The following is a 26,517-nucleotide window of genomic DNA, read 5'->3' as shown; positions in this document are numbered from 1 at the left end:
ATGAAGAAATAGTCGAACAGGTTTCGCAAGCGTGGAATAAATTCATTTCTGTTCCTGATACGGTTAAAAGCATATGCTCTAGAGACTGGATAAAATTGACTTAATCTTTATGCCGATTGGTATTATACCATTACTTGGGCGCACTGCACCAAATAAGTATCCATACTCAAACTGCTGTTGTTTTGTTGCGCGGGGCCTAGAGCCTGTTTCAGCCCATAAGCATGTTATTTGATTTTGTTGCCCAAACCGTGCTTCATTTTGAAAGCAAACATCAATGCGACCTAAAGGGAGATGTCCTGGGGTGTGAAGGATCGTTTCCACTTGGAACTTTTTTAAAAGCCTCTTGGCTTTCTTTTGACTGCTTTGGGTGCTTAGAACGGCTTGTGATCCAGCTAAACCCAAGCTTCTTAAGCAGTTTGTAAATATGATCGGTGTGATACCTTACATTGAACTGCTCATAAATATACTGAGCAATATCTTCCCCCATTAGTCTGCCGCCTTCTGAAGAGCTTGCTGACTGTTTTACATACTCTGACAGTGTGTCCAGTTGTAGTGAGGTTAATATAGCCGAGCCGGCCCTTAATCGGTTTGTTGTTCAAGGCAGCAACGCGATTGTTAAGGTAGTTAGAAGTTGCTTGGATTCTTCTAAGTTCAATTTAGTAAAAGTAAATAAGTATCGATGCGCTAATTAGATCACATAATTTGGCTGATTGGTATTAACGCTTTTTAGTTTTGTATCTAAATTTTTGGAGCTAGTTTGTAGAGCTATCAAGGATACTTACAACAGCCTCTAAAATTGCAGACTCAAGAATACTGTTAGAAGGAACGTTACTTGGCTTTCCAGCAGTTTTATTATCAAAGCAATCAGGGCTTATGCCTAAATCATCATGATTTTACTTATCAATATAAGCTAAATCAGCCTGTTCCATGCACTTCGCTGAAGCATTATTCGAAGGTGTGCTACATGCTTGCATGAGAGTGCAAAGTAGGCAGGTGCTGGCTAGTTGCTTCACATTCATATTTCAGTCCCATCTAAATTTTGCATAATTATTATACTAAGTAGAGTGTATACACTTTCCACAATTAATTTGTAAATTTTTGTCTTTTTCTTTCAATGCAAAAGTCGCGATATGGGAAAGTTCGTTCTATGGTAATTGGCAAGAGGCTTGATAAACGTTAGTAGATCAAAAACGCCAACTCGAGGTTGGCGTTTTAATTATGAGGCTAAAGTAGCTTATTAAGCTTTAGGTCCTGCATTTTTAATTTCGTCAGATACGTCGTATTTAGCAAAGTTTTCAGTGAAGTCTGCTGCAAGTTTGGCCGCATATTCAGCGTATTTAGCTTTATCTTCCCAAGTATTGATTGGGTTAAGTAGCTCGCTGTTAACGCCTGGTACTGCAACTGGTACGTCTAGGTTTAAAACATCAATATGTTGAGTTTCAACGCCAGCCAGTTTACCTGATACGATTGCATCAACAACAGCGCGGGTAGTTGGAATATCAAAACGCTTACCTGTGCCGTAAGGACCGCCAGTCCAACCAGTGTTAACTAGGTATACCTTGGCGCCAAATTCACGTACACGCTTCATTAGAAGCTCCGCGTATATACCCGCTGGACGTGGGAAGAATGGTGCACCAAAACAGGTTGAGAATGTTGATTCGATATCGCTGGTAGAGCCAATTTCAGTAGAGCCAACTTTTGCTGTGTAACCGCTTAGGAAATGAAACGCTGCCGCTTCTTCGCTAAGGATTGATACTGGAGGTAATACGCCGCTTACATCACAGGTTAAGAATACCACTGCTTTTGGCTCGCCTGCGCGGTTCTCTACTTTGCGTTTTTCAACGTGTTCAAGCGGGTAAGCTGCGCGGCTATTTTGCGTTAGGCTGGTATCATGAAAATCAGGAACGCCTTTGTCATCAAGGACAACGTTCTCTAGGATAGTTCCAAAGCGGATTGCATCCCAGATAACAGGCTCATTCTTTTGCGAAAGGTCGATACACTTAGCATAACAACCACCTTCGATGTTGAATACACTGCCAGGTGCCCAGCCGTGTTCGTCATCACCGATTAAAAAGCGAGTTGGATCGGCGGATAAAGTTGTTTTACCGGTACCAGATAGACCAAAGAATAATGCTGTATCGCCAGCTTCACCTACGTTAGCTGAGCAGTGCATTGGTAGCACGCCTTTTGCTGGTAGTAGGAAGTTTTGCACTGAGAACATTGATTTTTTCATTTCACCGGCATAACGCATACCTGCAAGCAATACTTTACGTTGTGCAAAGTTGATAATTACTGTGCCATCACTGTTAGTGCCATCACGTTCTGGGTCACAAACAAATGAAGGTACATTCATTACCTGCCATTGGGGTAAATCAGATGCATTATAAGATTTAGGTTCGATAAACATATTTTTGGCAAAGATATGATGCCATGCAGTTTCTGTTGTAACAACAACAGGTAAATAATGCTCAGGATCAGCGCCTACTTCAAGGTGAGAGATGAAGTGGTCGTTGCTCTGCACATGTGCTTCTACACGTGCCCATAAAGCGTCAAATTTATCTGCATCGAAAGGGCGATTTACATTACCCCATTGGATTTCATTTTCAGTACTTGATTCTTGAACAATAAAGCGATCTTGTGGTGAACGACCAGTACGACGACCAGTGTTAGCAACAAAAGCTCCATTGGCGGCTAAAGTCCCTTCGCCACGACGGATCGCGTGTTCGACAAGTTCAGCTGCAGTTAGATCGACAAAACGAGTAGCGCTTGAAGTCATGTTTATACCTAAATTGTGTGAGATTGAACGGGATAGCTCTGGGGTTCTTGTTTCCCTTTAAGCTGTAATTATAGTAACAGATGGATTAGGGATATTCGAGCTTATCAAAGGCCTAAAAACACATATATTTAGTAAAAAACATGAATAATTTCAATGATACCGGTGTCATAAAAGTAATACAATTCATGACACCGGTATCAATTTTTGGCATAAAAAAACCGCAATAAATGCGGTTTGAATTTTGTTGGTTTTTTGAACGATTAGATTAGTTGAAAATACTTTTCACATCTTGTTCATTAAAAACGTAATCTTTTAAGCAATAATGGCAGCTAATTTTTACCTCACCATTTTCAATAACGTCATCTAATAAAGCTTGTTGACCTATATTAACGAGCGCAGTGATGGTTTTTTCTCTACTACAACCACATTTAAACTGGATTGCTTGCGGCTCGTAAACACGCGGATTGTCTTCATGATAAAGTCGAGTAAGCACAGTGGCAGCATCAAGCTCTAACAACTCTTCAGCTTTAATCGTATTGCTGAGTGCTTCAAGGTGAGTAAAGTCAGTAATCGACTTTTCTTTATTTACAGGTAACACCTGTAGTAGTAAACCAGCAGCTTTAGCATGACCTTGTGTTGTATCAGTTGCAAACCATAGACGTGTTTGTAGTTGCTCTGATTGTGCAAAGTAGGCTTCAAGACATGCTGCTAACGTGTCATGCTCAAGCGGAACTATACCTTGATAACGTTCACCTTTAGTTGGGGTGATTGTCAGTACCATCACACCGTTACCGATTAGTTCCTGGATGGTTGAGCCTGTTACTTCACCTTGCAGGCGGGCAATACCACGCATATTTTGTTGATGATCACCGTTGATAACCGCATATTTTACCGGGCCATCACCTTGCAGTTGTACTGCTATATCACCTTCAAACTTTAATGTAGCTGTAAGTAGGCAGGTTGCGACCAGTAACTCACCCAATAAAGCTTGCACTTGCACGGGGTAATTATGATCGGCAATCATTTCATTATAAGCTTGCTCTATTTGTACGAGTTCGCCGCGGACGTCTAGTTGATCAAATGTATAACGATGAAGTAGATCTTGTTGCATGAGTGGCTTTACCTAACTTGATTTCATTTTTAAAAGTTCGCGTCTTTGCTTTTTATCTGGTTTACGGTCCGGATGAGGAGCAAAAAAGCTATTATTCTTGCGCGCGATGCTATTGGCTTCGCGTTTTTCGATACTTGCATCAGACTCCTGATACAAAGTTTGAGCAATGGGGGCACTTAAACGTTTATCAAGCAATTTAAGTACAGTGATAACTTTTTCGTCAACTCCTTGAGCAAGTTTGATCACGGCATCTAGTTCGACTATCTTACTAGGCTTAGTGCGCTGGCCATTATAATGTACTTTGCCACCTTGCACCATGTCCCGTGCGATGGCGCGGGTTTTATAAAAGCGTGCAGCCCACAACCACTTGTCTAAACGGATACTAATAGTTTCATCTTTTGATGTGGTATTACGGGTGTTACTTTTTGACACGATTATACTCGATTAAAAGCGTGACTCTGTAAGGCAAAACTTAGCATGAAACTTACTGACAAAGAAATAGTCGAAGCTTTTTACATTCAGCGTAAGTGTTAATTTACCTTGTTTACAAAGTTTAATATTAGTGCGCTTGTTGAATGAAAAATGAAAAGGTACTATAGGCCAGCGATGAAGCAGCAAATTAAAATAAGAAACGTCATTTATGGAACAGCGATTACAACAGCTAAAACATCTAGTAAGTAAATTACCTCACGCTAAATTGGGTTGGGCAATAACGCTTTTAGTCGTTGTTTATATTGCCTTTTTGGCTGCAAAACTATTTTGGTTAATATGGCCTACCCCGGTTAATTCTAGCCTTTCTCCAAGCTATATTAATAGCGTTACAGGTAAGCCTGAACGGGTTAATACGCAATTAATTTTAGCACAAAACTTGTTTGGTAAAGCCGACGCAGTGCCTAAAAAACCAGCAAGCCAACAAACTCAAGTCATTAACAATGCGCCAGAAACTCGATTAAGCATTAATTTAACCGGTATTGTTGCGGTCAGCGGCAATGATCAAACCGGCTTAGCAATTATTGAATCTCAAGGCCAACAATCAACCTATTTAGTAGATGATGTTGTACAAGGCACTCGCGCTAAGCTTGCTCAAGTATTACCTGATCGAGTAATTTTAGATGTTAGTGGCCGTTTTGAAACGTTAATGCTTGATGGCGTAGATTTTACCAAAACAGTGTCAATGCCAGTACTTGCCGAACGTGATAGTGATGAACCTGAACTCGATGACGGTCCGCAAATGGAAAGTGACCGTCAGATTGATGTAACAGCAAATCAAGAAGTAAAAGAAGCAATTATAGAGACCCGAGAAGAATTGTTAAAAGATCCCGGTAAACTATTTGACTATATTCGAGTATCTCAGGCTATGAAGGATGGTGAGCTTATTGGCTATCGTTTAAGCCCAGGTAAAGACCCTGCATTATTTACGCAGATGGGGTTACAAAATAACGATTTGGCTGTATCGATTAACGGCTATCAATTAACAGATTTAAAACAGGCCATGTCAGCCATTAATGAGCTGCGTAATAGTACCGATGCGAACATTACAATTGACCGTGATGGCGAGCAGATTGATGTGCAATTTAGCCTGCAATAACTTAGCTTTGGAGTTTTAATATAATGGTTCACGCGCTACACCTCAAAAAAATCAGAAAAGGGTTAGCTAAGTACGCAACACTTTTTTTTGTGGCTAGCTTATCTCTATCGGTGTCTGCCGTTGAGTATGCTGCAAATTTTAAAGGGACCGATATCAATGAGTTTATTAATATCGTTGGTAAAAATCTAAATAAGACCGTCATTATCGACCCGAACGTACGTGGTAAAGTAAACGTACGCAGCTATGAATTGATGGATGAAGCACTTTATTATCAATTCTTCTTAAATGTACTAGAAGTTTACGGTTATTCAGCTGTTGAAATGGATAACGGCATATTAAAGATTGAAAAAAGCTCTGATGCTAAAAAATCAAACGTACCGTTAGTTACTGAAGACGACCAAGCGCGCGGTGATATGATGATCACTCGTGTCGTACGTGTAAAAAATGTTAGCGTACAAGAACTAGGTCCATTAGTGCGTCAGTTTAGCGACCAAAAAGATGGCGGTCATGTTGCCAACTTCAACGCTGCAAACGTCATGATGTTGACCGGTCATGCTGCCTCAGTAAACCGACTTGTTGAAATTATTCGCTCAGTTGACCAAGCCGGTGATAAGCGGGTTGATATTGTAAAGCTAAACTTTGCCACCGCTGATGATGTGGTATCTGTGGTTGATAATATTTACAAAGATAGCGGTAAAGGCAGTATCCCAGAATTTTTGATCCCTAAAGTCGTTGCAGATGGCCGTACTAATAGCGTTATTGTCAGTGGCGAAGGCCAAGCAAGAACGCGTGCTATTGAATTAATTAAACGCCTCGACGGTGAGTTACAAAGCCAAGGCAACACTAAAGTAATTTACCTTAATTACGCTAGCGCTGAAGATTTAGTGAAAGTGTTGCAAGGGGTTAGCAAAACGCTTGGTGAAGAAGGTCAAGGTGGGGCAACTAAAACCCGTAGCCGCAACCAAAACGAAACCAGTATTGAAGCTCACCCAGATTCAAACTCATTGGTCATTACTGCTCAACCTGACACCATGCGTTCATTGGAGTCAGTGATTGAACGGCTTGATATTCGTCGTGCTCAAGTACTCGTTGAAGCAATCATTGTTGAAGTAATGGAAGCTGATGGTATTAACTTTGGTCTGCAATGGATTTCAGAGCAAGGCGGTATGATGCAGTTTAATAACGGCACAACCGTTCCTGTTGGTTCTTTAGCTGTAGCTGCTGAACAAGCCCGTGATAAGACAGTGACTAAAACTCTCACTGGTGATAATACTGAGCTTAAGGAATACGATGAAACGCAAAAAGGTGATCTTGGCCCGTTAGGTGCTTTGTTAGGGGGCATCAATGGATTGGCTATGGGGATTGTTAAAAACGATTGGGGCGCGATCATTCAAGCAGTCTCTACTGATACTAACTCAAATATTCTTGCTACGCCTTCGGTTACCACCATGGATAACGAAGAGGCATCGATGATTGTCGGTCAAGAAGTGCCGATCATTACTGGCTCGCAAACGGGTTCTAATAATTCTAATCCATTTCAAACAGTAGAGCGTCAAGAGGTAGGTGTAAAACTTAAAGTAACGCCACAAATAAATGATGGTTCAGCTGTACAGTTAACCATTGAGCAAGAAGTATCTGGCGTGAGTGGTACTACTTCGGTGGATATATCTATTAATAAACGTGCCATTAAAACCACGGTTATGGCTGATGATGGCGGCATGGTTGTGCTTGGTGGTCTAATTGATGAAGACGTGCAAGAAAGTGTCTCAAAGGTACCAATATTAGGTGATATTCCTATCCTTGGTCACTTATTCCGCTCAACCAGCACCAGCAAGCGTAAACGTAATTTAATCGTGTTTATTCGCCCAACCATTATTCGTGATGGTATTAAAATGAATAAATTAAGCCACAGTAAATATAACTTTATCCGTGGTGAGCAGTATAAACAAAAAGAAGATGGTATTGATTTAATGCCTCTAACCGATGCACCAATCCTACCTGAGTGGAATGATGCATTAGTATTACCGCCAACTTATGAAGAATACTTAAGACAGCAAAATACAGATGAGCGCAATAATGACTGATGCAATCACTGAGATCACCGCAGAGCCCTCACAGCCGCTAAATAATAGCGAGCTGATGACCAGTAACGATTTAGTTGAACTGCCTAATAAGCGGCTACCATTTTCATATGCACGACGTACAGGCATGTTATTAAGTAAAAATAATGATGACCGGGTGGTTTTCTATCGTGGTGAGCTTAATATTGATGCATTGTTAGAAGTGCGCCGCATTGCTGGGCATGGCTTTACGCTTGAACATTTAGCTGATGACAAGTTTGAGTTGTTATTAGAGGCATCGTATCAACGCGATAGTTCTGAAACCCAGCAAATGATGGAAGACATAGGTAACGAAGTTGATTTATTTTCATTGGCTGAAGATATGCCGCAAACGGAAGATTTGCTTGCCGGAGATGATGATGCACCAATCATTAAATTGATCAATGCGATGCTCAGTGAAGCGATTAAAGAAGGCGCGTCAGATATTCACATCGAAACCTTTGAGCAAGAGCTGGTGATCCGCTTTCGGGTTGATGGCGTGCTTAAAGAAGTGTTAAAGCCGAATCGTAAACTCGCTTCATTGCTAGTTTCGCGTATTAAAGTAATGGCGAAACTCGATATTGCAGAAAAGCGTATCCCGCAGGATGGTCGTATTAGTTTGCGTATCGCAGGACGTGCCGTTGATGTTCGGGTATCAACCATGCCATCAAGTTTTGGTGAGCGGGTTGTACTGCGTTTACTTGATAAAAATAACGCGCGTTTAAATCTTGAAGATTTAGGTATGACGCTGCGCAATCGTGAATTGTTCTCTGATTTGATCAGTAAACCGCACGGAATTATTTTGGTGACCGGTCCAACTGGTTCTGGTAAAAGTACCACGCTTTATGCGGGCATGAGCCAAATTAACTCTCGCGATCGTAATATTTTAACGGTTGAAGATCCAATCGAGTATGAAATCCCAGGTATTGGTCAAACTCAGGTAAATACTAAAGTTGATATGACCTTTGCCCGAGGCTTACGGGCAATCTTACGTCAAGATCCTGATGTAGTAATGGTTGGTGAAATACGTGACCTTGAAACCGCACAAATTGGCGTGCAAGCCTCACTTACAGGTCACTTAGTGATGTCGACATTGCATACCAATACCGCAGCAGGTGCTATCTCTCGTATGGAAGATATGGGGGTTGAACCCTTCTTACTGTCATCTTCTTTGTTAGGGGTGTTATCGCAGCGTCTAGTGCGAACTTTATGTAAGAGCTGTAAAGAAGGTCATGTTGCAGATGAGCGCGAGTGTGAATTGCTCGGCGTACCATTTGTAAATCCGCCGACTATTTACCGAGCCGTTGGCTGTGAAGAGTGTAACTTTAATGGTTACCGTGGTCGTACCGGTATTCATGAATTACTGGTAGTTGATGAAACTGTTCGCGAACTTGTTCACAGTGGTAAAGGTGAGCAAAGTGTTGAAAAGTACATTCGCAAACATACCCCAAGTATTCGCCAAGATGGCTGTAGTCGCGTGTTAGCCGGTAAAACCACCCTTGAAGAAGTATTACGTGTAACGCGTGAGGAAGGTTAACAATGGCAGCATTTGAATATCGCGCGCTCGATGCTCGCGGCAAAGAGAAAAAAGGTATTCAAGAAGCGGATACCGCGAAACAAATTCGCCAATCATTACGTGAACAAGGTCTTACGCCGCTCGAAGTTGTGCCCGCCGCAGAGGGGGATAAACAAGTTAAAGGTGAAAAAAGCTCGCCATTTGGCAGCTTTTTTAAAGCGAAAATATCTACCTCAGATCTCGCTTTGATCACTCGCCAACTCGCTACACTCATTCAATCGGCGTTACCGGTTGAAGGGGCGGTAATGGCGGTGGCTGAGCAGTGTGAAAAGCCGCGTATGAAGCGTATGTTAATGTCGGTGCGTTCAAAAGTTGTTGAAGGTTATACCTTGGCTGATGGCATGTCTGAGTTTCCACATGTATTTGATAATTTATACCGCGCTATGGTAGCTGCGGGTGAAAAATCAGGTCACTTAGATGCTGTATTGAACCGTTTAGCCGATTACACGGAACAACGTCAACAAATGCGTAGTCAAATCACACAAGCGATGGTGTATCCGGTGATATTAGTAATATTTGCCATTGGTATCGTTTCAATATTACTAGGTACTGTAGTGCCTAAAATATTGAAGACATTTGAAAAGTCAAAGCAGGTTTTACCTTGGACGACTGAATGGGTAATGGCTGCTAGTAACTATGTGCAAAATTATTGGTTCATTACTTTAGTATTATTTACCGCGACAGTGATTGGTGTTAAACATGCGCTAAAACAGCCTAAGATCCGCTTTTGGTATGATTCGAAAATTTTGATGATGCCGGGCATTGGCAAAGTTGCTCGTAGTATTAATACCGCCAGATTTGCTCGTACACTGAGTATCTTGTCATCAAGTTCAGTGCCGTTACTCGAGGGAATGCGTATTTCTGGTGGCGTATTGATCAACGAGAAAATTAAAAAAGCAGTGGCGGATGCCGCAACCCGCGTTAGTGAAGGGGCAAGTTTAAGAGCGTCCTTACAACAAACAAAATTATTCCCACCGATGATGCTGCATATGATCGCCAGTGGGGAGAAATCAGGTGAGCTCGAGCAAATGCTAGAGCGTGCTGCAAACAATCAAGACCGTGAATTTGAAACCATGGTAAATGTCTCGCTAAAACTCTTAGAGCCTGCGATGATAGCGTCCATGGCGGTTATTGTATTGTTTATCGTAATGGCCATATTACAACCTATTATGGCAATGAATAAAGCGATTGGACTTTAACTATTTTAGGGATTTCGTAATGCATTTTTACCGTGTTACGATAGTTAATTATTAAGAACAACAGAGGTATGTACGTGAATAAACAAGCAGGTTTCTCATTACTCGAAGTTATGGTGGTACTGGTTATCATTGGCATGATCATGTCAATCGTGGCACCCAATATTATGGGTCAGCAAGAAGAAGCGGCACTTGATAAAGCGCATCTTGATATTCAGCAGCTTGAAGATGCTATGAGTCTTTATAAATTAAAGAACAAAGCGTACTTAACCACTGAGCAAGGCCTTGAAGGGTTAGTGACTAAAACTAGCGTAGAGCCAGTACCAAAGCGTTTTCCTGAAGGTGGCTTTATTTCTAAATTACCAGAAGATCCATGGGGAAATCCGTACCAGTTAATCAGCCCAGGTGAAGTTGGTAAATTTGATTTGTTTTCAATGGGACCCGATGGCGAAGTGGGTACTGATGACGACATTGGTAACTGGGATGAAGAAAAATAATAATGCATCTTAGTATAAAGGCGTTTTTATACCCAGCACCGAGCTTAGCATGATATTAAGTCGGACTAAGTTGCGCCTTGCAAAGCTAAAGTCACCGATGCGTGGCTTTAGCTTAATTGAAATTTTGGTTGTGCTGGTGGTGATCGCCTTCGCCACTAAAATGGTGGTATATAGTCTTGATGGCGGTGTTGAAGATGAATTGGACAAACAAGCACTGAGACTGCATACCACCATTAATATGGCTTCTGAATTTGCAATCTTAAATCAGCTTGAATTAGGTTTTCAGCTTGATAAAGATACCTTAGAGTTTTTAGTGTTTGATGGTGAAAAATGGATCACCTTCGACCGAGAAAAGCTGTTTGCGCCGATGACTGTTGATGAACGTCTTAAGTTGACACTTAATCTAGAAGATCTCGCATGGGCTCAAGATAATCTACTCGAGCAATCCAATTGGCGCGAGTTAATGAGTGGCGGTGATGATGATAGCTTACTCGAATTGCAAAAAATGAAAATCCCGCAAGTGCTAATTTTATCTTCTGGTGAGGTGAGCGCATTTCAACTTATCTATGAATTAAAAGATGAAAAAGAACCTGTGTATTTCATCGAAGGGGAATTTTCCGCACCAGTTAACTTACGCAGAGAGCCAGAATAATGTATCGCAGGTCTAAAGGTTTTACTTTACTTGAGGTTATGGTGGCGCTGAGTATTTGCGCCATGGCTGGGATTGCCGCCATGCAAGCGACAGCTGAGCATATTAATCATTTATCAAGCCTTGAAGAGCAAACCTATGCCTCTTGGGTGGCTGAGAATGTAATGATTGAACAGCGTACTCTCGGCGATAAGTGGCAAGGCAAAAATGGCGCAAAAGGCACGGAAACAATGGCTGGTATAGAATGGTATTGGCGTCAAGATACCGAAGCGACAGCAGATAAAAGTTTTGTAAAAGTGACTATTAATGTATTTAGCGATGAAAAGTTAGAGCACTCGGTTTATGAGCTCATCAGCTATTTAAATAAAGGTAGCAAATAAGTGAAGCAGCGCGGTTTTACACTATTAGAAGTGATGGTAGCGCTGGGGATTTTAGCATTCGTCGTGTTAGCTACTCACCAAATTCTTGATTCGACCACCAAAGCGAAAGATGCATCAGACGAAAAAATTGCAGAATTGAATGGTTTGCAAACGACCTTTAGGTTAATGGATCAAGATTTCAGCCAAATGACTAAACGTGCCGTGCGCAATGAAGCCGGTGATGTGCAAGAACAATATCTACTTGCTGGGCGTTACACCATTAATAGCCAGTATGATGGTATTGCCTTTGTGCGAGATGGCTGGGTAAACCCAATTAATTTGTTACCGCGCTCAGAGCTACAAGCAGTGGGTTATCGTGTTATTGATGACAACCTTGAGCGTATATATCGGGTTTATGTTGATCAACTCGATAACCTTGAGCCGCGAGTGCAAGTTATTCTTAAAGATATCGAAGATCTTAAATTTGAATTTTTAGATGAAAAAAATGAATGGCAAGAGCAGTGGCAGGGCAAGGCATTGCCAAAAGCTGTGGCGGTCACATTGCAACAAATTGATGAAGAACCAATAAGACGCGTTTTTTTAGTACCAGGTAACGGAAAGGCGGGAGGTTTAAGTGAACCATAAATCTCAACATGGTGCCGCGCTTATAATTGTCTTGTTTATTGTTGCTTTGGCATCAATTCTAGCCGTAGAGATGAGTGCTAATTTGCTTGTTCAAGTTCAAAAAAGTACCAACATACAAGGTCATCAGCAAGCAAAATGGTATGCCTATGCAGCAGAAGAGCTGGCTATTAAAGCGTTATTACAAAGCAAAAAAGATGACCCTGAAAAAACCACTTTAAAACAAATTTGGGCGCAACAAGGCGATATTCCTTATCCGGTTGATAATGGTACCTTGCAAGGCAAGATCACGGACTTACAGGCTTGTTTAAATCTCAATGCATTACGTGTTAAAGCGCCACAAGCGGGTAGTACTGATAAAACCAATCCTGCGCACACCGCGTTATTAGCGCTATTAGAAAATATTGAGGACTTACCAGCAGAAGAGTCGGAAGAAGCCATGGCTGACAGTGTTTACGACTGGCTCGATGAAGATAGTATTACTTATCGTTCTGGCGCTGAAGAAGATGAGTATTTATCGCGTAAATCACCATATATGACAGCGAATAGTTTTTTTGCATCAAGCTCAGAGCTGCGTTTGGTTAAAGGGTTTAATCCATTAGTGATGGAAAAAATCTTGCCATACGTATGCGTGATCCCAGGTAGCGAATTGTTAGCAATTAATGTCAATACAATCGCTCCTGAACAGGCATTATTATTGAGTGCATTGATTGATGGTTTGAGTGAGTCAGGTGCGCAAAGTGTGCTATCAGTCCGGCCAGAAGAAGGCTTTAATAATATTGAAGAATTTTTTGAACAAGTGAATCAACAAGGGGCTCAAAATGTTAAGTCTGTTGAAAAACTGTTCACCATAAATAGCGAATATTTTAAACTACAAGCGCAGGCTAAATTTGTCGATCTGCGTTTTTCGATGACCACATTACTGCATGCCAAAGATGGCGAAGTAACTATACTGGCGCGAAAATTTGGAGGCGTACAGTGACAGAAATACTGTTGATCCGCACGGGTCAAACTCAACAAGAAAGTATTAATTGGCTGATTTACTCACCATTAGAACAAGAAATAATTGCCAGTGGCGGATTGCCGAACGCTGAGCAACTGAGTGAGTTAGTTGAAAAAGCACAGAATCGTGAAGTTGTGGTATTACTGCCATGTGATCAGGTGCAACTAAAAACCGTAATCCTGCCGACCAAATGGAATCGTAAGCTTGAGCAAGCGCTCCCATATATGCTTGAAGAAGAGATTGCATGTGACGTAGATGACTTATTTATCGCGATTGCTGAGCCTACTATGGTCGGTGACAAGCACGCCATTAAAGTTGCCATGACTGACCGAGAATGGTTTGAAACTTGGTTAGCTGTATTTGCTGAACATGGAATTGAAGTGTTCAAACTGTTACCCGATGCATTATTGCTTCCTACTGCGGAACATGAGGGATTAAGCGTCATTGAGCTTAATAACCAATGGCTATGTAAGCAAGGCTCATGGCGGATCAGTGCTGTAGAGCAAAGCTGGTTGGCTGAGTATTTAACTGCTTTAGGTCACCCTGATGTTGCACATTACAGCCCTGCCTCGCAATTTCCAGAAACGGTTAATCTTACGGCGCATACCGATGCTTATGATTTGCCGCTGGCGCTATTTGCTAAACAATTACCTGAGATAAGATTCAATCTTCGCCAAGGCCAATATCAACTGAAAAAGAAAAGCGCATTATGGTGGGCGTATTGGCAAGGTGCCGCCATTGCAGCGAGTGTCGCGTTAGTTGGCTCTGTGGCAGTAAAAAGTCTTGAATTGTATCAGTTAAATAGTGAGCTTGAAGTCGCTAAAACACAAGTGGTTGAGCGCTATCAAACGGCCTTTCCGGGGAAAACAGTTCGTCCGCATTTGATTAAAAACCAAATTCAGGGTGAATTGGCTAAATTAGAGGGTGGCAGCAGTGCCGGATTCCTAGATTTAACGAATGAGCTGGTGGGTGTATTTAGCCAAGTGCAAGAGTTTACTCCTGAGACATTGCGTTATGATCAACGTCGCAATGAACTTAGAGTGCGTGCTCGCGGAAAAGATTTTCAAACCTTTGGCAAAGTTAAAGCAATTCTTGAACAACGCGGATTAACTGTAGACCAAGGCTCATTAAATAATGATGGCGACTTTGTAGTCGGTGAAATAAAACTACGAGGTGCTGCATGAAACAACAACTTTTAAAACATTGGCGTGGCTTAAAAGAGCAAGAGCAACAGTTGGTGATGGTCGCTGGGGTTATTTTTGTTATTTTTATCTTAGTTATGGGTATTTTTAGACCACTCAACAACGCGATAACTGAAGCTGAAAAAAACCAAGTTAAACAGCAAGAATTATTAGCGTGGGTTGATAACAGTATTGTTAAACTCAAAGCGGGTAGTGCGCGTGCTGTTACAAGTGACCAAAACTTGAGTCAAATAGTTAATGCTAGCCGCGCTCGCTACGATATAACCATAAGCAAAATGCAGCCTAGCGATAATTCATTAAGATTAACCATCGACTCGGTACAGTTTAATAAGCTCATAGAATGGCTTGATGAACTGGTAAACACTAAAGGCGTATTGATTGAAAATTTAGATCTCAGTCGCGATGATAAACCAGGCTACGTACGCGTTAGCCGACTGGTATTAGAGAAGTAAAGAATGAAAAAAATAGCGATTCTTATAGTAATATTTTTCTTCGGTTTTATCTTTTTTGCACTATTAAAAACGCCAGCTGCAGTTGCGCTTAATTTAGCAAATCCTTATCTACCTAAAGATCTGCAAATAGGTAAAGCATCGGGTAGCATTTGGCAGGGTAGAATCATGCAGCTGCGCTATCAAGATGAACAGATTAATAATTTAAACTGGGATATTTCTGGTTGGGCATTATTCACCGGACAGCTTACAGGCAGTGTAAAGTTTGGTGATCCGCGACAGACCAGTGAACTGTCAGGACGCGGTGACTTTAGTTATGGTTTGCTTGATCAAGTAGTTGCATTAAATGATGCTACATTGCGTTTGAGTGTTGAACGTGCGATGCAGCGTTTGCAGTTGCCATTACCTATTAATGCTAAAGGCAGAGTAATTGTTGAGTTAGATGAATATCTCTCAGGAGCGCCTTATTGTGATGCATTAAAAGGTGAAATCGCCAGTGCAAACATCGATGTGCAAGGATTGTCTGGCTGGTTTAGCGTTGGTCCATTAAGTGGCAAGTTAAGCTGTAAGTCGGGCGATATAGCCGTGTTAGTTGATCCTGAAAACCGCTTAGGCTTAGCGGCTGATGCAACCTTAAAAGCAAACATGGACTTTAAAGTGGCTGGATATATCAAGCCAGAAGCATCACTACCAAAAGAAGTACACGATGCCGCCAAATTTTTAGGCCGTGCAGATAGCGATGGCCGTTATCCATTAAATTTTTAAACAAGGCTGAATTGTTTTATGCAAATTCCTGAATTTACACAGCAACATGGCCAGCAGTTAAGTACGTATTTAGCGAGCCGCAATGGCGCCATGACATTGGTGCAGAGCCAAGGTTACTTATTTGCGGTTATTTGCTCTCCTGAGCCATTAGACGTACACGAGTGGCTTGAACAGATAGTGCCAGATACACACGGCCAGCTAGAAGAACAAACATTATTTGCATTTATGGCTTTGTATCATCAGATCAGTGAGCAAGTTTATGAAACAGGTTTTAAGCTCCCTGTAAGTTTACTGGTGAGTGATCAAGATGACAGCTACCTAGATTTGCATGAATGCCAGCAATGGTGTCAGGGTTTTGTTCAGGGAGCACAGGTGTATATTGATAAGCTAATGCAAGCTGATGCACTGACAACAGACTTAACTGATGCATTGCAAACCGCTTACGCCAGTTTAGGCTTTTTTGCTTTAGAGCCCCAGCTTATCACAACAATTGCCCAGCAAAATCAGCTTAGTGAAATACAACTATGCCAGCAACAGTATGAACTAATGGGAGATTTTGCATTAGGATTTGCTGAGTTAATAGAAATTATCGCGGTGCAAAGTGGTTTGTACGCAGATGAAGAAGATGGTTGGAGTTAGCATTATGCTAAATCCAACACAATTTCAGTACAGCTCTTAGGGCATTTAGCAATCCCTTGGCCGGGTTGCTGAGTCTTTAAATCTAACGTTAATATGCCTTGGCATACTTCACATTTAACCGTTTGTCCTTTCGCCAGCTTCTTCAGTAGGTTTTTATGTTGGTTAAACGATGCGCTGCTTTTTTTTGTTAAAGCTGAAAAATCCACTATTTACCTCTGCGCTCAGCCAATGATGTTGAGACGATGTCACACACTGTATTTAAACGATCTTCGTAAAAATATAGGTTGAGATCTTTACTGCGGCAGTAACGAGTATGGAATAGCTGCAGCTGTTCATCAGTTTGCATGGTTTCTTCTAAATACTCTAACTCGCTTTCTGAAAGTGTTAGTTCTGACTTGATGCGGTTTTTTGCCATGCTCGCAGCGGGTCCACGGTTAATGTTGCTAGCACTACTTAATAGCCCTACACCTTCTCCTAATAACTTTTCTCGAGGTTCTTTTATCATTGGATGATCAATTGTGAATAACGCAAGTATCACTACAACTAGTACAAGGAATTTTTTCATATGTGAGTAAACTTTGATCTGAACGGGTACGAATTAGACACCAGTGTAATAAAATGCCCCTTTGTAAAGCAAGCAAGTTAGGTGAATAAATTATTATCAATGAATATCAGCTTTTTTGAGGAGAGTTGGTATAATGACAGAGAACAATTAGATTTTTCAGAAATCTCTGAACTTTTACAGCACAGTAGTTCAGTTTGCACTATTTTTAAATGTAAGCTTAGTTGTTAGCTATCTAAATAGCGTTATATGATTGTTTGACTTTCATTCTCCAAGCGGCGTTGAGGAACTTCGATGGACAAGCAAATAAAAGTAAAAAATATTCCTAGTGAGGTCAAGATCGAAAAGCCCGATCTCTATGCTCAACAGGATAGATTTAATCCCCGCAATCGCATTTATGTACGTGCGGTTAAAGGGTTACATCAACTATTAAGACAGCGCATTGGTTTTCTTGGTATGTTGGCGTTCATGGCGCTGCCATGGATAAACTTTAATGACCAACAAGCTGTGTTATTTGACCTCATTGGTCAAAAATATAACATTTTTGGGCTAACTCTATGGCCACAAGATTTTACTATTCTTGCTTTTATTCTGATGCTTGCTGCATTCGCGTTATTCTTAGTGACCACCTTTTACGGTCGGGTTTGGTGTGGCTATACGTGCCCGCAAACAGTCTGGACGTTTATTTTTATTTGGTTTGAAGAAAAGTTCGAAGGGACAGCGAATCAACGTAAGAAGCTTGATCAGCGACCAATGGACTTTGATAAATTTTGGCGTAAGACAGCCAAGCATACAGGTTGGATAGCTTTTTCTTTATACACCGCACTGACCTTTGTTGGTTATTTCACACCTATTCGTCAGCTGTTACCGGATTTTGTTACTTTTGATGTAGGTGGCTATGCGCTGGTTAGCATTATCGTATTTACCGTATGTACTTATGGTAATGCTGGTTGGATGCGCGAAATTATGTGCTTGCATATCTGCCCGTATTCGCGCTTTCAATCTGCAATGTTTGATAAAGATACCTTCACAGTAAGCTACGATGAAAAACGTGGTGAAAATCGTGGGCCACGTAGTCGTAAACAAGATCGAGAAGAGCTTAGCTTAGGTGACTGTATTGACTGTAATTTGTGCGTACAAGTATGCCCAACAGGGATCGATATTCGCAATGGCCTGCAAGCTGAATGCATTAACTGTGGCGCCTGTATCGATGCCTGCGACGGAGTAATGGATAAGATGAATTATCCGCGCGGGCTTATCTCATATACCACTGAGCGTAACCTAGAAACGCCAGAGAATAAAACCAATCCTCTGCGCGCTAAGATTATTGGTTATATTGTTATATTAGTGGTGCTAAGCGCAGCGCTGGTAACGAATATTGTAATGCGTAAGCCAATGGACTTAGATATTATTCGCGATCGAAATCAACTCTATCGAGTCGATTTTAATGGGCTTGTCGAAAATACCTACACACTTAAAGTGATCAACAAAGCACAATACGAGCAAACCTTTAATATTAAGGTGGCAGGACTGGAGAACTTTAAGTACATAGGTAAGCAAACTTTTACCGTGCAAGCGGGCGAATCGCACAACGTGCCATTATCATTGGTGATGGATCCGTATGATTTGAAAGCGCCGATGACCGAGTTTAATTTTGTATTATCGCCAGTGGACAATCCAAGTTCACAAATTTCGCAGCCGAGTAACTTCTTTAAAGCGCGATAGTTAAGTACACTGATAACAAATAAAAAGCGGGATTTTCCCGCTTTTTTTATAATTGATGAGAATTATGAGTAAATTTAGTTTTGTTGACCTCACCCCAGATTCGATTTTAGATGCGGTCGAAAGTATTGGTATTTACGCAGAGTCTGGCTTATTAGCACTGAATAGTTACGAAAACCGTGTCTATCAATTCAAAGCTGAAGATGGCCTACGTTATGTGGTGAAATTTTATCGTCCCGAGCGCTGGAGTAAGGCACAAATACTCGAAGAGCATAGCTTTGCATTTGAATTGGCTGATGCTGAAGTGCCTGTAGTTGCGCCGATACAGCGTAATGGCGAAAGCTTATTTGAGCATAATGGTTATCTATTTACTTTGTTCCCAAGTGTCGGGGGGCGCATCTTTGAAGTTGATAATCTTGATCAGTTAGATGTGTTAGGACGCTTGATTGGTCGGATGCATCAAGCAGCTAAAGCGAATGTTTTTAGCGAACGTCCGGTCATAGGGTGTGACGAGTATCTAGATACAGCTAAAATTCAGTTACAAAACAGTAATCTGGTGCCTAGCAGTTTAACTACTGCGTTTTATACTATTTTAGATATGGTGATCGCTAAAACGAAATCGCTTTACCAGCAGGTGGATACTATACGTTTACATGGTGATTGCCATGCCGGTAATATTCTGTGGGCCGGTGATGCGTTGATGTTTGTTGATTTGGACGATAGTCGTCAAGGGCCTGCGATTCAAGATTTATGGATGATGCTCAGTGGCGATCGAAACAATCAACTGTTACAGTTAGATACCTTAGTGGCTGCCTATGAAGAATTTTGTGATTTTGATCACACTCAACTCAAATTAATTGAACCATTACGCGCAATGCGTATGATTCATTATATGGGGTGGCTAGCTAAACGTTGGGAAGATCCGGCATTTCCGCGGAACTTTTCATGGTTTGCTGATGACAAATACTGGGAGCAACAAATTTTAGCGCTGAAAGAGCAGTATTCTGCACTTCAAGAGCCGCCGCTGAAGTTGCTGCCTAACTAATTATTAAAAATATCTGAAACGAGAGTCCAATGCTTAAAAAACTAAAATTGAGTTTACTACTGCTATGTTTACCTTTTGCTGCGATGGCCGCAGATTTTAAAGCTGGTGAGCACTATGACGTACTAAAAATTGAAAAAAGTAAAACCTCACAAGTAACAGAGTTCTTTTCATTTTATTGTCCGCACTGTTTTAAGTTTGAAGCTGTAGCTAAAGCAATGGAAAAAAGCTTGCCTGCAGGTACTGAGTTTGTAAAAAACCATGTCAACTTTTTAGGTGGTTTAGCGCCAGAAGTGCAAAGTAATTTGAGCTATGCGTATATCATCGCTAAACAGCATAACAAAGGTGAGCAAGTTGCAGATCAAATGTTTGACAGCATTCATATAAAACGTGCTCCACTCAATAACATTAAAGACGTTAAAGCATTACTTGCAGTAAATGGTATTGATAACTATACCTTTGATAAAGATATTGCCAGCATGCCAGTGATTGCGGCGGAAAAAGCCATGCAAGACAAGCAAAATAAGTTTTCACAAATGGGAGCCTTAACCGGTGTACCAACGTTTATCGTTAATGATAAATACAAAATCAATATCAATACCATCAAGAGCCAAGAGCAGCTTGATGAGTTAGTTGCCTTTTTATTACAACAATAAGCTATTAAAACAATAATTTTTGGAGTTTTTACCGATGATCAAATTAGTTAAAGCAGGACTAATAGCGTTGACGCTTGGGTTTGCTACAAACGCCGCCGCGATTCAATATGACGAAGGGACGCATTATGAAACGATTGATGCACGCGCAACTAAAAAGCCAGAAGTTAAAGAATTCTTCTCATTTTACTGCCCACACTGTAATGTTTTTGAATCAATTGTTGCTGAATTAAAGCCGCTACTAAATGAAGGTATTACTTTTAAGAAAAGCCATGTTGACTTTTCGGGTCCGCGTAACCCAGAAATTCAAACGATGTTAGCACAAGCTTACGCTACGGCAACTGTATTACCACAACAAGATGCACTAATTAGCGCTATTTTCAACCATATCCATGGCAAGCGAGCAAACATCAATGAGCTTGCTGATATGAAAGATATCTTTGTTGCTCAAGGTGTAGCTGCTGATGATTTTGATAAGTTTTACAACAGCTTTACAGTAAGAACCAAGGTATCCAAAATGAAGCGTGATCAAGAATATTTTAAACAAAAGGGTGCTTTGAAAGGTGTGCCTACCTTTATTGTAAACGGTAAGTACCGTGTTATTGTTGGTGGTGATTCAGGTATTAAAGATGCTAAAAGTATGGCTGATCTAATTAATTACTTAGCTGCTAAATAGAGCGGTTTAGTGTTTATTGTAAAAAAGCTCCGTATGCGGAGCTTTTTTGTTGCAGGTGGTAAGAAATGCATAAAATACTGGTTTCAAGTTGCTTACTTGGTGCTCCCGTGCGCTACGATGGTAGCGGACAACAGTTACTCCATCCTCAGCTTATCGCATGGCAGCAGCAGGAACGTATAGTCGCTTTTTGTCCTGAGATTGCTGGTGGTTTATCCACTCCTAGAGATCCTGCTGAAATCGTCAACGGTAAAGTGATTACCAATACTGGTGATGATGTGACACCGGAATTTCAGCTAGGTGCAAAACAAGCATTACGCCTTTGCCAACAGTACAATATTCGTTTTGCGCTATTAAAGGAATCAAGTCCTTCTTGTGGTCGTAATACAATTTACGATGGCTCGCACAGTGGTATTAAGGTGGTTGGAATGGGATTAACGGCTTCGCTATTAGAAAAGAATGGTATTAAAGTCTTTAGTGAGCAGCAAATGCCAGCGCTAGTAAAAGCACTGGCATAGATACTTTACAATTTACGTTGTAAAAATACCCCTGATTCAATGTGGTGGGTATATGGAAATTGGTCAAAAATCGCAAACCGTTTAACTTCATGAGTGCGAGTTAGGTGCTCTAAATCACGCTCTAGCGTATCAGGGTTACATGAGATATAAATAATACTCTCGTAGTTAGCCACCAAATCACATGTTAGTGTATCCATGCCTGCGCGCGGCGGATCAACTAAAATGGTCTGACAATCATAGCTGCTTAAGTCAATCCCTTCTAAACGTGAGAAGGTTCGTTCGCCTTTCATAGCTTGAGTAAACTCTTCGCTCGACATACGAATGATATCTAAGTTAGTTACGTTATTTTTAGCAATATTATACTGCGCTGAGTGTACTGACGATTTAGAAATTTCGGTTGCTAATACACGATTAAACGAACCAGCTAAGGCAATTGAAAAGTTACCGTTACCACAATAGAGCTCTAGTAAATCATTTTTTAGTGGTTTACATAAGTCTTGTGCCCACTCCAGCATCTTAATGTTTACTTTAGCATTTGGCTGCGTAAAGCTGTTTTCAACTTGTTGGTAAATAAGTTGCTGGCCATTAACTGTTAAACGCTCAGTAACAAAATCATCACCGAGTACTTCTTTTTGTTTGCGAGCACGCCCAATAAAATCAATTTTAAAGCGCTCACTCAATGATTCTTTTAGTGACTTGATAGCTGCTAGCCATTCTTCGTCGAGTGGTTTGTGATAAAGCAGACTCACTAAAATCTCACCGCTTAAACAAGAAAGATAATCTATTTGGAATAATTTACGACGCAAGACTTCACAGCCTTTAAGATTATCGATCATTGCCTGCATTACTTCCCCAATTAGCGGCGCTGCAGGGTCAAACACATCGACTCTGATTTTATCTTTGGTGGCTTGATCAAACATAATGTGGAATAACTCATCGCCATCGTGCCATACTCTAAATTCAGCGCGTTGACGGTAATGAATTGGCTCAGAGGCAAAGACTTCTAATTGTTCAACACCAAAGCGTTGGAATTGCGCAATGATACGTTGCTCTTTTTCATTTAACTGTGCGTCGTATCCTGTTGTATCGATCTTTATAACCGCCATTACCTACTACCTTATTTCATTATGCTGTTTATCGGCGCTATTGTAGGGGGCAGGGATTATTTGTCTAGGGTCTGTTTATCTTTCTAGGTTAATTTTGCAGCTGTGCGTTTGGTTTTTAGGCAAGGCAGAGCCTATGTAGTGTGGTTATTCCCCATAAATAGGCGATAACGTAGCATAAATGCCAAACGCGCGCTGCCCGAAGGGTTCTGCCTAGGGGCGATTAACTCTTTGTTACTTACATGGATGTAAGTAAGGGGCGTGAGCAGGACGCGGAAGCTTTGCTCAATTTTTACTTAGCCCACTAGGTTACAAATCTCGCGCCGCGATTAAATCGCCCCGAGGTTGAACAAATTTTAATCCTTAAAGGTCAACAGGCCCTAATTTTGAGTAATAGCAAATGCTGTTTTTTTGTACATTTTACTTTAGTTATTTATTTTTGGGCCGATACTTAAGTAAGCAAAAATAGGAGTCGGATCATGAAAATTGGCAACTTTGGCTTTGTTCCAAACAACAACGTCAATAAATACAGTAACAAAGCTGCATTACAGCAACCTACAATACAGTCGCCTCAAGATAGTTACCAGCAACGTGGTAAAGAATTAGCAGCAAAAGTGTTAGGTGACAAAATGGCTGAGGCCTTAGGCTTACCTGTCGCGGAAGAGAAAAAAGACAAGCCACTATTTGATTTTGAAGAAATAGTCAAAAACGTTTTGGACTTTGTAACTGGTGCCGTTAAGAAAGCGCAAGTCAATGGAGCCGATAATGAAAAACTCAAAGGTATGCTTAGTGATGCACGCAAAGGTGTGCAAACAGGTATTGATGATGCTTATGGTGAATTAAAAGATACCGGTATTCTAAACGACGAAATTGAGCAGGGCATAGAAAAATCCAAAGAAGGTATTTTTAATGGCCTGGATGAGTTTGAAGAGGATTTATTTAACCCTAAACCGGATTCTGTCAGTGTTACTCAAGCACAGTATTTAAGTTTAAGTAATAATGCTCAGTATAACTTCACCACTGCAGAAGGTGACGAAGTGAGTATTAGTTTTGCTGATGCATTTAAACAGCAATCAGCCAGTAGTTATCAGCGTAATGGTCAAAATGAAGGTTATGCCAGTGCATCATCACAATCGCGGGAGTTATCATTTAGCATGTCAGTAAATGGTGACTTAAACGAAGATGAACAAAAGGCTATTAATGCAATGATGGAAGACTTGCAAAATGTTAGTAAAACATTTTTTGGTGGTGATTTGGAACAAGCCTTTGAACAAGCACAAGAGCTCAACTTAGGCAACGAACAGCTAGTCGCGTTTTCAATGGACTTAAAGCAAACTAAAACGTTTGCAGCGATAAAAGGCTATGAAGAGAATAAACCAACACCAGAGAAAGCTGTGGCTGAAAAAATAGCTCCATTTAATGACGATCTAAAAAATGCCTTTAATAAAGCGGGTGATCTTGGTTTGCAAAATGAACTGTCAGGCATTTTACAATGGTTAAATCAAGACCAAGAGGAAATAGGCAAATTAGTCGACTATACAAAATCAATGTTTGAGCAAATGAATAAATTGCGCTCAGCAGCACTAGAGAGTGAAGCATAAGCTTTATTTTCAGTACACCGCGTGGCAAACTGCTCAGCTTAGTTATTATAAGGAGCGAGTTGTTTGTCACCTCATATCATGGTTTTTGATTCGGGCATTGGTGGTACCACAGTGCTGAAGCATATTCAGCAATACATACCTGATGGCCTTTATAGTTATTTTATGGATAACGCCTACCTACCTTATGGAAAGCTGAGTCAACAAACCATAATTCAGCGCCTCACCGGATTATTAATTTTTATAGAAACACAACAATTACACGTTGATGTGTTAGTTATTGCTTGTAATACCGCATCTACTTCAGCACTGAGCGCACTTCGCGAATTAACCACGATACCGATCGTCGGTGTAGTACCTGCAATTAAGCCCGCCGCTTTATTATCTAAGTCACAGCATATTGCCTTATTGGCCACACCAGCAACAGTACAAAGTAGTTATACACAACAGTTGATAAGCCAGCATGGTCAAGCTGTCACAGTACATTTATATGCAAGTGTTGAACTTGTAACGTTGGCGGAACAAACATATCAAAGTAAAAAGATTATCCAAGACAAACTAGTTGCAGAGCTCGATAGTCTCGCTATTGATAATAGAGTGGATGTAATCGTGTTAGGTTGTACGCATTTCCCAATTTTAGCAAAAGGTTTGAATGAGTATTTTAACAGCACTGTATTATTACTTGATTCCGGCGTAGCAATAGCCAAACGGGTGTGTGCAATACTCAAAGAGCATAATATAGATTGCAGTGATGAGCTTGATGCTAATTGTACAGGCAAGAAAAAGCCGCTACGTTATTACGCAACGGCTTCTATTTATGTTGATAAGCAACCGGTGGAGCTAGTTACGCTGATTGATCCGACTCAGAACGAAAAGAGTTAGATTCATCATCTTGTTTTTGTTTTGCTTCACGAACTTTCAATGTACGTTGTTGGAACTCGCTATCGTTTAATTTTGCAATAGCATTATCAGCATCTAGCTCTGCCATTTCAACAAAGCCAAAGCCACGACGTTTGCCAGTATTTTTATCCTTTAATAGGCGTACATTAAACACTTTACCTTGTTCTTCAAATAAAGCGCGAACTACACCTTCATTTGCACGATAAGGAAGATTGCCCACATAAAGTGTTTTTGTTTTTACTTCGGCTTCTTCTACATCGCCAGATGACATTGCAGCTATAACTACACCACCAATTAATAAACCAGCACCAAATAACAGTGCAGGACTTAATTGTAGGCTTGAAAGTGCAAAGTTAACTATAACGAAACCAATAACAGCAAGGATAACTGAAGAGATAAGAGATTTTTGATCGGGTAATTTCATTTTGATCTACCAATAAACAGGAAATAAACATTAATTTAACATTGTGAACTTGCTATCTTAACGCGATAAATGAACATAGCAATGTTATTTGTGTGAAATTATTTAATTTACAGCAAAAAAAGTGAGTAAAAAGGGTGTTTAATGTGTTTTTTAGGTGGTTTTGCATGCTTTTTGAGCGAACGATTAAAAGATCGAAAAAAAGTGTTGATCTGTTTTTGGAACTCCCTATAATGCGACCCCACTGAGACGGCAGAGCGCAACGCATAGCGGGGCACGAGCTACTTAGTAAGTCGAGTAAAACTTGAGTTTAGATTTTTAGAAAGTTTAAAATTAAGTGTTGACAAAAAAATAGGAAAGCGTAATATGCGCAGCCCTAGCGACGTAAAGCAAAGCGCTTTAATCGCAACGTTCTTTAACAATATAAAGCAATCATCTGTGTGGGCACTCGTACAGATTGAGTTCTAACAGTCGAACTACTCCGGTAGTAAGACACAAAATTTAGAGTCTCAATTGAACTGAGTGACCAACAGCAATAACTTACTTAGGTTTTACTTAAGAAAAGAATTGCAGCACAGTCAATTCAATATCGAAAGATATTAAATAAATTCAGAATTCATTGAGCGTGTCGGCTCTCTTTATGGGAGAAGACAGAAAAAACTTTTAATTGAAGAGTTTGATCATGGCTCAGATTGAACGCTGGCGGCAGGCCTAACACATGCAAGTCGAGCGGTAACAGAGAGTAGCTTGCTACTTTGCTGACGAGCGGCGGAC

28 protein-coding genes and 1 rRNA gene are annotated in these 26,517 nt (G+C 40.8%); 21 read left to right on the top strand and 8 right to left on the bottom strand.

Annotated elements, in window-relative coordinates:
• Positions 1-271 precede the first annotated feature (271 nt).
• The 4 genes from H5200_RS24480 to hslR all read right to left on the bottom strand — a co-directional run bounded on the left by H5200_RS24480 (position 272) and on the right by hslR (position 4,322).
• The gene (locus tag H5200_RS24480) at positions 272-487 is read right to left on the bottom strand and encodes a winged helix-turn-helix domain-containing protein (RefSeq protein ID WP_220497041.1); all 216 of its coding nucleotides are present in this window, start codon (positions 485-487) and stop codon (positions 272-274) included.
• 750 nt (positions 488-1,237) lie between these two features.
• Positions 1,238-2,776, bottom strand: coding sequence for a phosphoenolpyruvate carboxykinase (locus H5200_RS19670; protein WP_182762294.1), 1,539 nt, complete (start codon positions 2,774-2,776; stop codon positions 1,238-1,240).
• Between the two features lie 265 nt (positions 2,777-3,041).
• Positions 3,042-3,887 carry an Hsp33 family molecular chaperone HslO gene (gene hslO, locus H5200_RS19665; protein ID WP_149983376.1) on the bottom strand — a complete coding sequence of 282 codons (846 nt, stop codon included), beginning with the start codon at positions 3,885-3,887 and terminating at the stop codon, positions 3,042-3,044.
• Between the two features lie 12 nt (positions 3,888-3,899).
• A complete protein-coding gene (hslR, locus tag H5200_RS19660) occupies positions 3,900-4,322 on the bottom strand; it encodes a ribosome-associated heat shock protein Hsp15 (protein WP_404936382.1) in 423 nt (140 codons plus the stop codon).
• 205 nt (positions 4,323-4,527) lie between these two features.
• On the opposite strand from hslR, the gene gspC reads away from it, so the two are divergent.
• The 13 genes from gspC to H5200_RS19595 all read left to right on the top strand — a co-directional run bounded on the left by gspC (position 4,528) and on the right by H5200_RS19595 (position 16,551).
• The gene (gene gspC / locus H5200_RS19655) at positions 4,528-5,475 is read left to right on the top strand and encodes a type II secretion system protein GspC (RefSeq protein WP_182762289.1); all 948 of its coding nucleotides are present in this window, start codon (positions 4,528-4,530) and stop codon (positions 5,473-5,475) included.
• A 23-nt stretch (positions 5,476-5,498) separates the two neighbouring features.
• A complete protein-coding gene (gspD, locus tag H5200_RS19650) occupies positions 5,499-7,559 on the top strand; it encodes a type II secretion system secretin GspD (RefSeq protein WP_145242762.1) in 2,061 nt (686 codons plus the stop codon).
• A complete protein-coding gene (gspE, locus tag H5200_RS19645; RefSeq protein WP_310736565.1) occupies positions 7,552-9,111 on the top strand; it encodes a type II secretion system ATPase GspE in 1,560 nt (519 codons plus the stop codon). The genes gspD and gspE overlap by 8 nt, the downstream gene beginning before the upstream one ends.
• Positions 9,112-9,113: 2 nt before the next feature.
• Entirely contained in the window at positions 9,114-10,349 is a 1,236-nt protein-coding gene (gene gspF / locus H5200_RS19640; RefSeq protein WP_182762287.1) for a type II secretion system inner membrane protein GspF, read from the top strand.
• Between the two features lie 74 nt (positions 10,350-10,423).
• Positions 10,424-10,843, top strand: coding sequence for a type II secretion system major pseudopilin GspG (gene gspG / locus H5200_RS19635; protein WP_145242768.1), 420 nt, complete (start codon positions 10,424-10,426; stop codon positions 10,841-10,843).
• Positions 10,844-10,892: 49 nt separating this feature from the next.
• Entirely contained in the window at positions 10,893-11,495 is a 603-nt protein-coding gene (locus H5200_RS19630) for a prepilin-type N-terminal cleavage/methylation domain-containing protein (RefSeq protein ID WP_182762286.1), read from the top strand.
• Entirely contained in the window at positions 11,495-11,872 is a 378-nt protein-coding gene (gene gspI / locus H5200_RS19625) for a type II secretion system minor pseudopilin GspI (protein WP_145242773.1), read from the top strand. The genes H5200_RS19630 and gspI overlap by 1 nt, the downstream gene beginning before the upstream one ends.
• Positions 11,873-12,496 carry a type II secretion system minor pseudopilin GspJ gene (gene gspJ / locus H5200_RS19620; protein WP_149983381.1) on the top strand — a complete coding sequence of 208 codons (624 nt, stop codon included), beginning with the start codon at positions 11,873-11,875 and terminating at the stop codon, positions 12,494-12,496.
• The gene (gene gspK, locus H5200_RS19615; protein WP_145242776.1) at positions 12,486-13,475 is read left to right on the top strand and encodes a type II secretion system minor pseudopilin GspK; all 990 of its coding nucleotides are present in this window, start codon (positions 12,486-12,488) and stop codon (positions 13,473-13,475) included. The genes gspJ and gspK overlap by 11 nt, the downstream gene beginning before the upstream one ends.
• Positions 13,472-14,680: a type II secretion system protein GspL gene (gene gspL, locus H5200_RS19610; protein ID WP_149983383.1), complete on the top strand. Its 1,209-nt coding sequence runs from the start codon at positions 13,472-13,474 to the stop codon at positions 14,678-14,680. Before gspK ends, gspL begins: the two co-directional genes overlap by 4 nt.
• Positions 14,677-15,150 carry a type II secretion system protein GspM gene (gene gspM, locus H5200_RS19605; RefSeq protein WP_182719493.1) on the top strand — a complete coding sequence of 158 codons (474 nt, stop codon included), beginning with the start codon at positions 14,677-14,679 and terminating at the stop codon, positions 15,148-15,150. Before gspL ends, gspM begins: the two co-directional genes overlap by 4 nt.
• A gap of 3 nt (positions 15,151-15,153) precedes the next feature.
• The gene (locus H5200_RS19600) at positions 15,154-15,912 is read left to right on the top strand and encodes a type II secretion system protein N (protein ID WP_182719492.1); all 759 of its coding nucleotides are present in this window, start codon (positions 15,154-15,156) and stop codon (positions 15,910-15,912) included.
• Positions 15,913-15,930: 18 nt separating this feature from the next.
• Positions 15,931-16,551, top strand: a complete 621-nt coding sequence (locus H5200_RS19595; protein WP_182719491.1) for a UPF0149 family protein — start codon at positions 15,931-15,933, stop codon at positions 16,549-16,551.
• 2 nt (positions 16,552-16,553) lie between these two features.
• Here H5200_RS19595 and H5200_RS19590 read toward each other — a convergent pair whose 3' ends face one another.
• Positions 16,554-16,757 carry a hypothetical protein gene (locus H5200_RS19590; protein ID WP_182762284.1) on the bottom strand — a complete coding sequence of 68 codons (204 nt, stop codon included), beginning with the start codon at positions 16,755-16,757 and terminating at the stop codon, positions 16,554-16,556.
• On the bottom strand, positions 16,757-17,116 hold the full coding sequence (locus tag H5200_RS19585) for a hypothetical protein (protein ID WP_145242788.1): 360 nt from the start codon (positions 17,114-17,116) through the stop codon (positions 16,757-16,759). Before H5200_RS19585 ends, H5200_RS19590 begins: the two co-directional genes overlap by 1 nt.
• A 291-nt stretch (positions 17,117-17,407) precedes the next feature.
• Here H5200_RS19585 and ccoG point away from each other — a divergent pair, with 291 nt between their 5' ends.
• The 5 genes from ccoG (at position 17,408) to H5200_RS19560 (ending at position 21,721) form a co-directional block, all read left to right on the top strand.
• Entirely contained in the window at positions 17,408-18,838 is a 1,431-nt protein-coding gene (gene ccoG / locus H5200_RS19580; RefSeq protein ID WP_182740664.1) for a cytochrome c oxidase accessory protein CcoG, read from the top strand.
• Between the two features lie 64 nt (positions 18,839-18,902).
• The gene (locus H5200_RS19575) at positions 18,903-19,880 is read left to right on the top strand and encodes a serine/threonine protein kinase (protein WP_149983388.1); all 978 of its coding nucleotides are present in this window, start codon (positions 18,903-18,905) and stop codon (positions 19,878-19,880) included.
• A gap of 29 nt (positions 19,881-19,909) precedes the next feature.
• Positions 19,910-20,533 carry a thiol:disulfide interchange protein DsbA/DsbL gene (locus H5200_RS19570; protein ID WP_182762281.1) on the top strand — a complete coding sequence of 208 codons (624 nt, stop codon included), beginning with the start codon at positions 19,910-19,912 and terminating at the stop codon, positions 20,531-20,533.
• 34 nt (positions 20,534-20,567) lie between these two features.
• Positions 20,568-21,206, top strand: a complete 639-nt coding sequence (locus H5200_RS19565; protein WP_149983390.1) for a thiol:disulfide interchange protein DsbA/DsbL — start codon at positions 20,568-20,570, stop codon at positions 21,204-21,206.
• A 65-nt stretch (positions 21,207-21,271) separates the two neighbouring features.
• Positions 21,272-21,721: a DUF523 domain-containing protein gene (locus H5200_RS19560; protein WP_145242799.1), complete on the top strand. Its 450-nt coding sequence runs from the start codon at positions 21,272-21,274 to the stop codon at positions 21,719-21,721.
• Positions 21,722-21,726: 5 nt separating this feature from the next.
• Here H5200_RS19560 and trmA read toward each other — a convergent pair whose 3' ends face one another.
• Positions 21,727-22,827: a tRNA (uridine(54)-C5)-methyltransferase TrmA gene (trmA, locus tag H5200_RS19555; RefSeq protein ID WP_182719488.1), complete on the bottom strand. Its 1,101-nt coding sequence runs from the start codon at positions 22,825-22,827 to the stop codon at positions 21,727-21,729.
• 476 nt (positions 22,828-23,303) lie between these two features.
• Here trmA and H5200_RS19550 point away from each other — a divergent pair, with 476 nt between their 5' ends.
• Complete coding sequence (locus H5200_RS19550) at positions 23,304-24,425, top strand: DUF5610 domain-containing protein (protein ID WP_145242803.1); 1,122 nt, start codon at positions 23,304-23,306, stop codon at positions 24,423-24,425.
• A gap of 63 nt (positions 24,426-24,488) precedes the next feature.
• Positions 24,489-25,304: a glutamate racemase gene (murI, locus tag H5200_RS19545; protein ID WP_182732673.1), complete on the top strand. Its 816-nt coding sequence runs from the start codon at positions 24,489-24,491 to the stop codon at positions 25,302-25,304.
• Here murI and H5200_RS19540 read toward each other — a convergent pair.
• Positions 25,267-25,746: an RNA-binding protein gene (locus H5200_RS19540; RefSeq protein ID WP_145242807.1), complete on the bottom strand. Its 480-nt coding sequence runs from the start codon at positions 25,744-25,746 to the stop codon at positions 25,267-25,269. The two genes, murI and H5200_RS19540, sit on opposite strands and share 38 nt — an antisense overlap.
• 661 nt (positions 25,747-26,407) lie before the next feature.
• On the opposite strand from H5200_RS19540, the gene H5200_RS19535 reads away from it, so the two are divergent.
• Positions 26,408-26,517, top strand: a 16S ribosomal RNA gene (locus H5200_RS19535); the annotation flags it as partial.

This window comes from Pseudoalteromonas sp. SG43-7 (genome assembly GCF_014164295.1).
GTDB lineage: Bacteria > Pseudomonadota > Gammaproteobacteria > Enterobacterales > Alteromonadaceae > Pseudoalteromonas > Pseudoalteromonas rhizosphaerae.
Note: the sequence above shows the minus strand (reverse complement) of the source record. Positions and strands in the feature narration are given on the sequence as shown.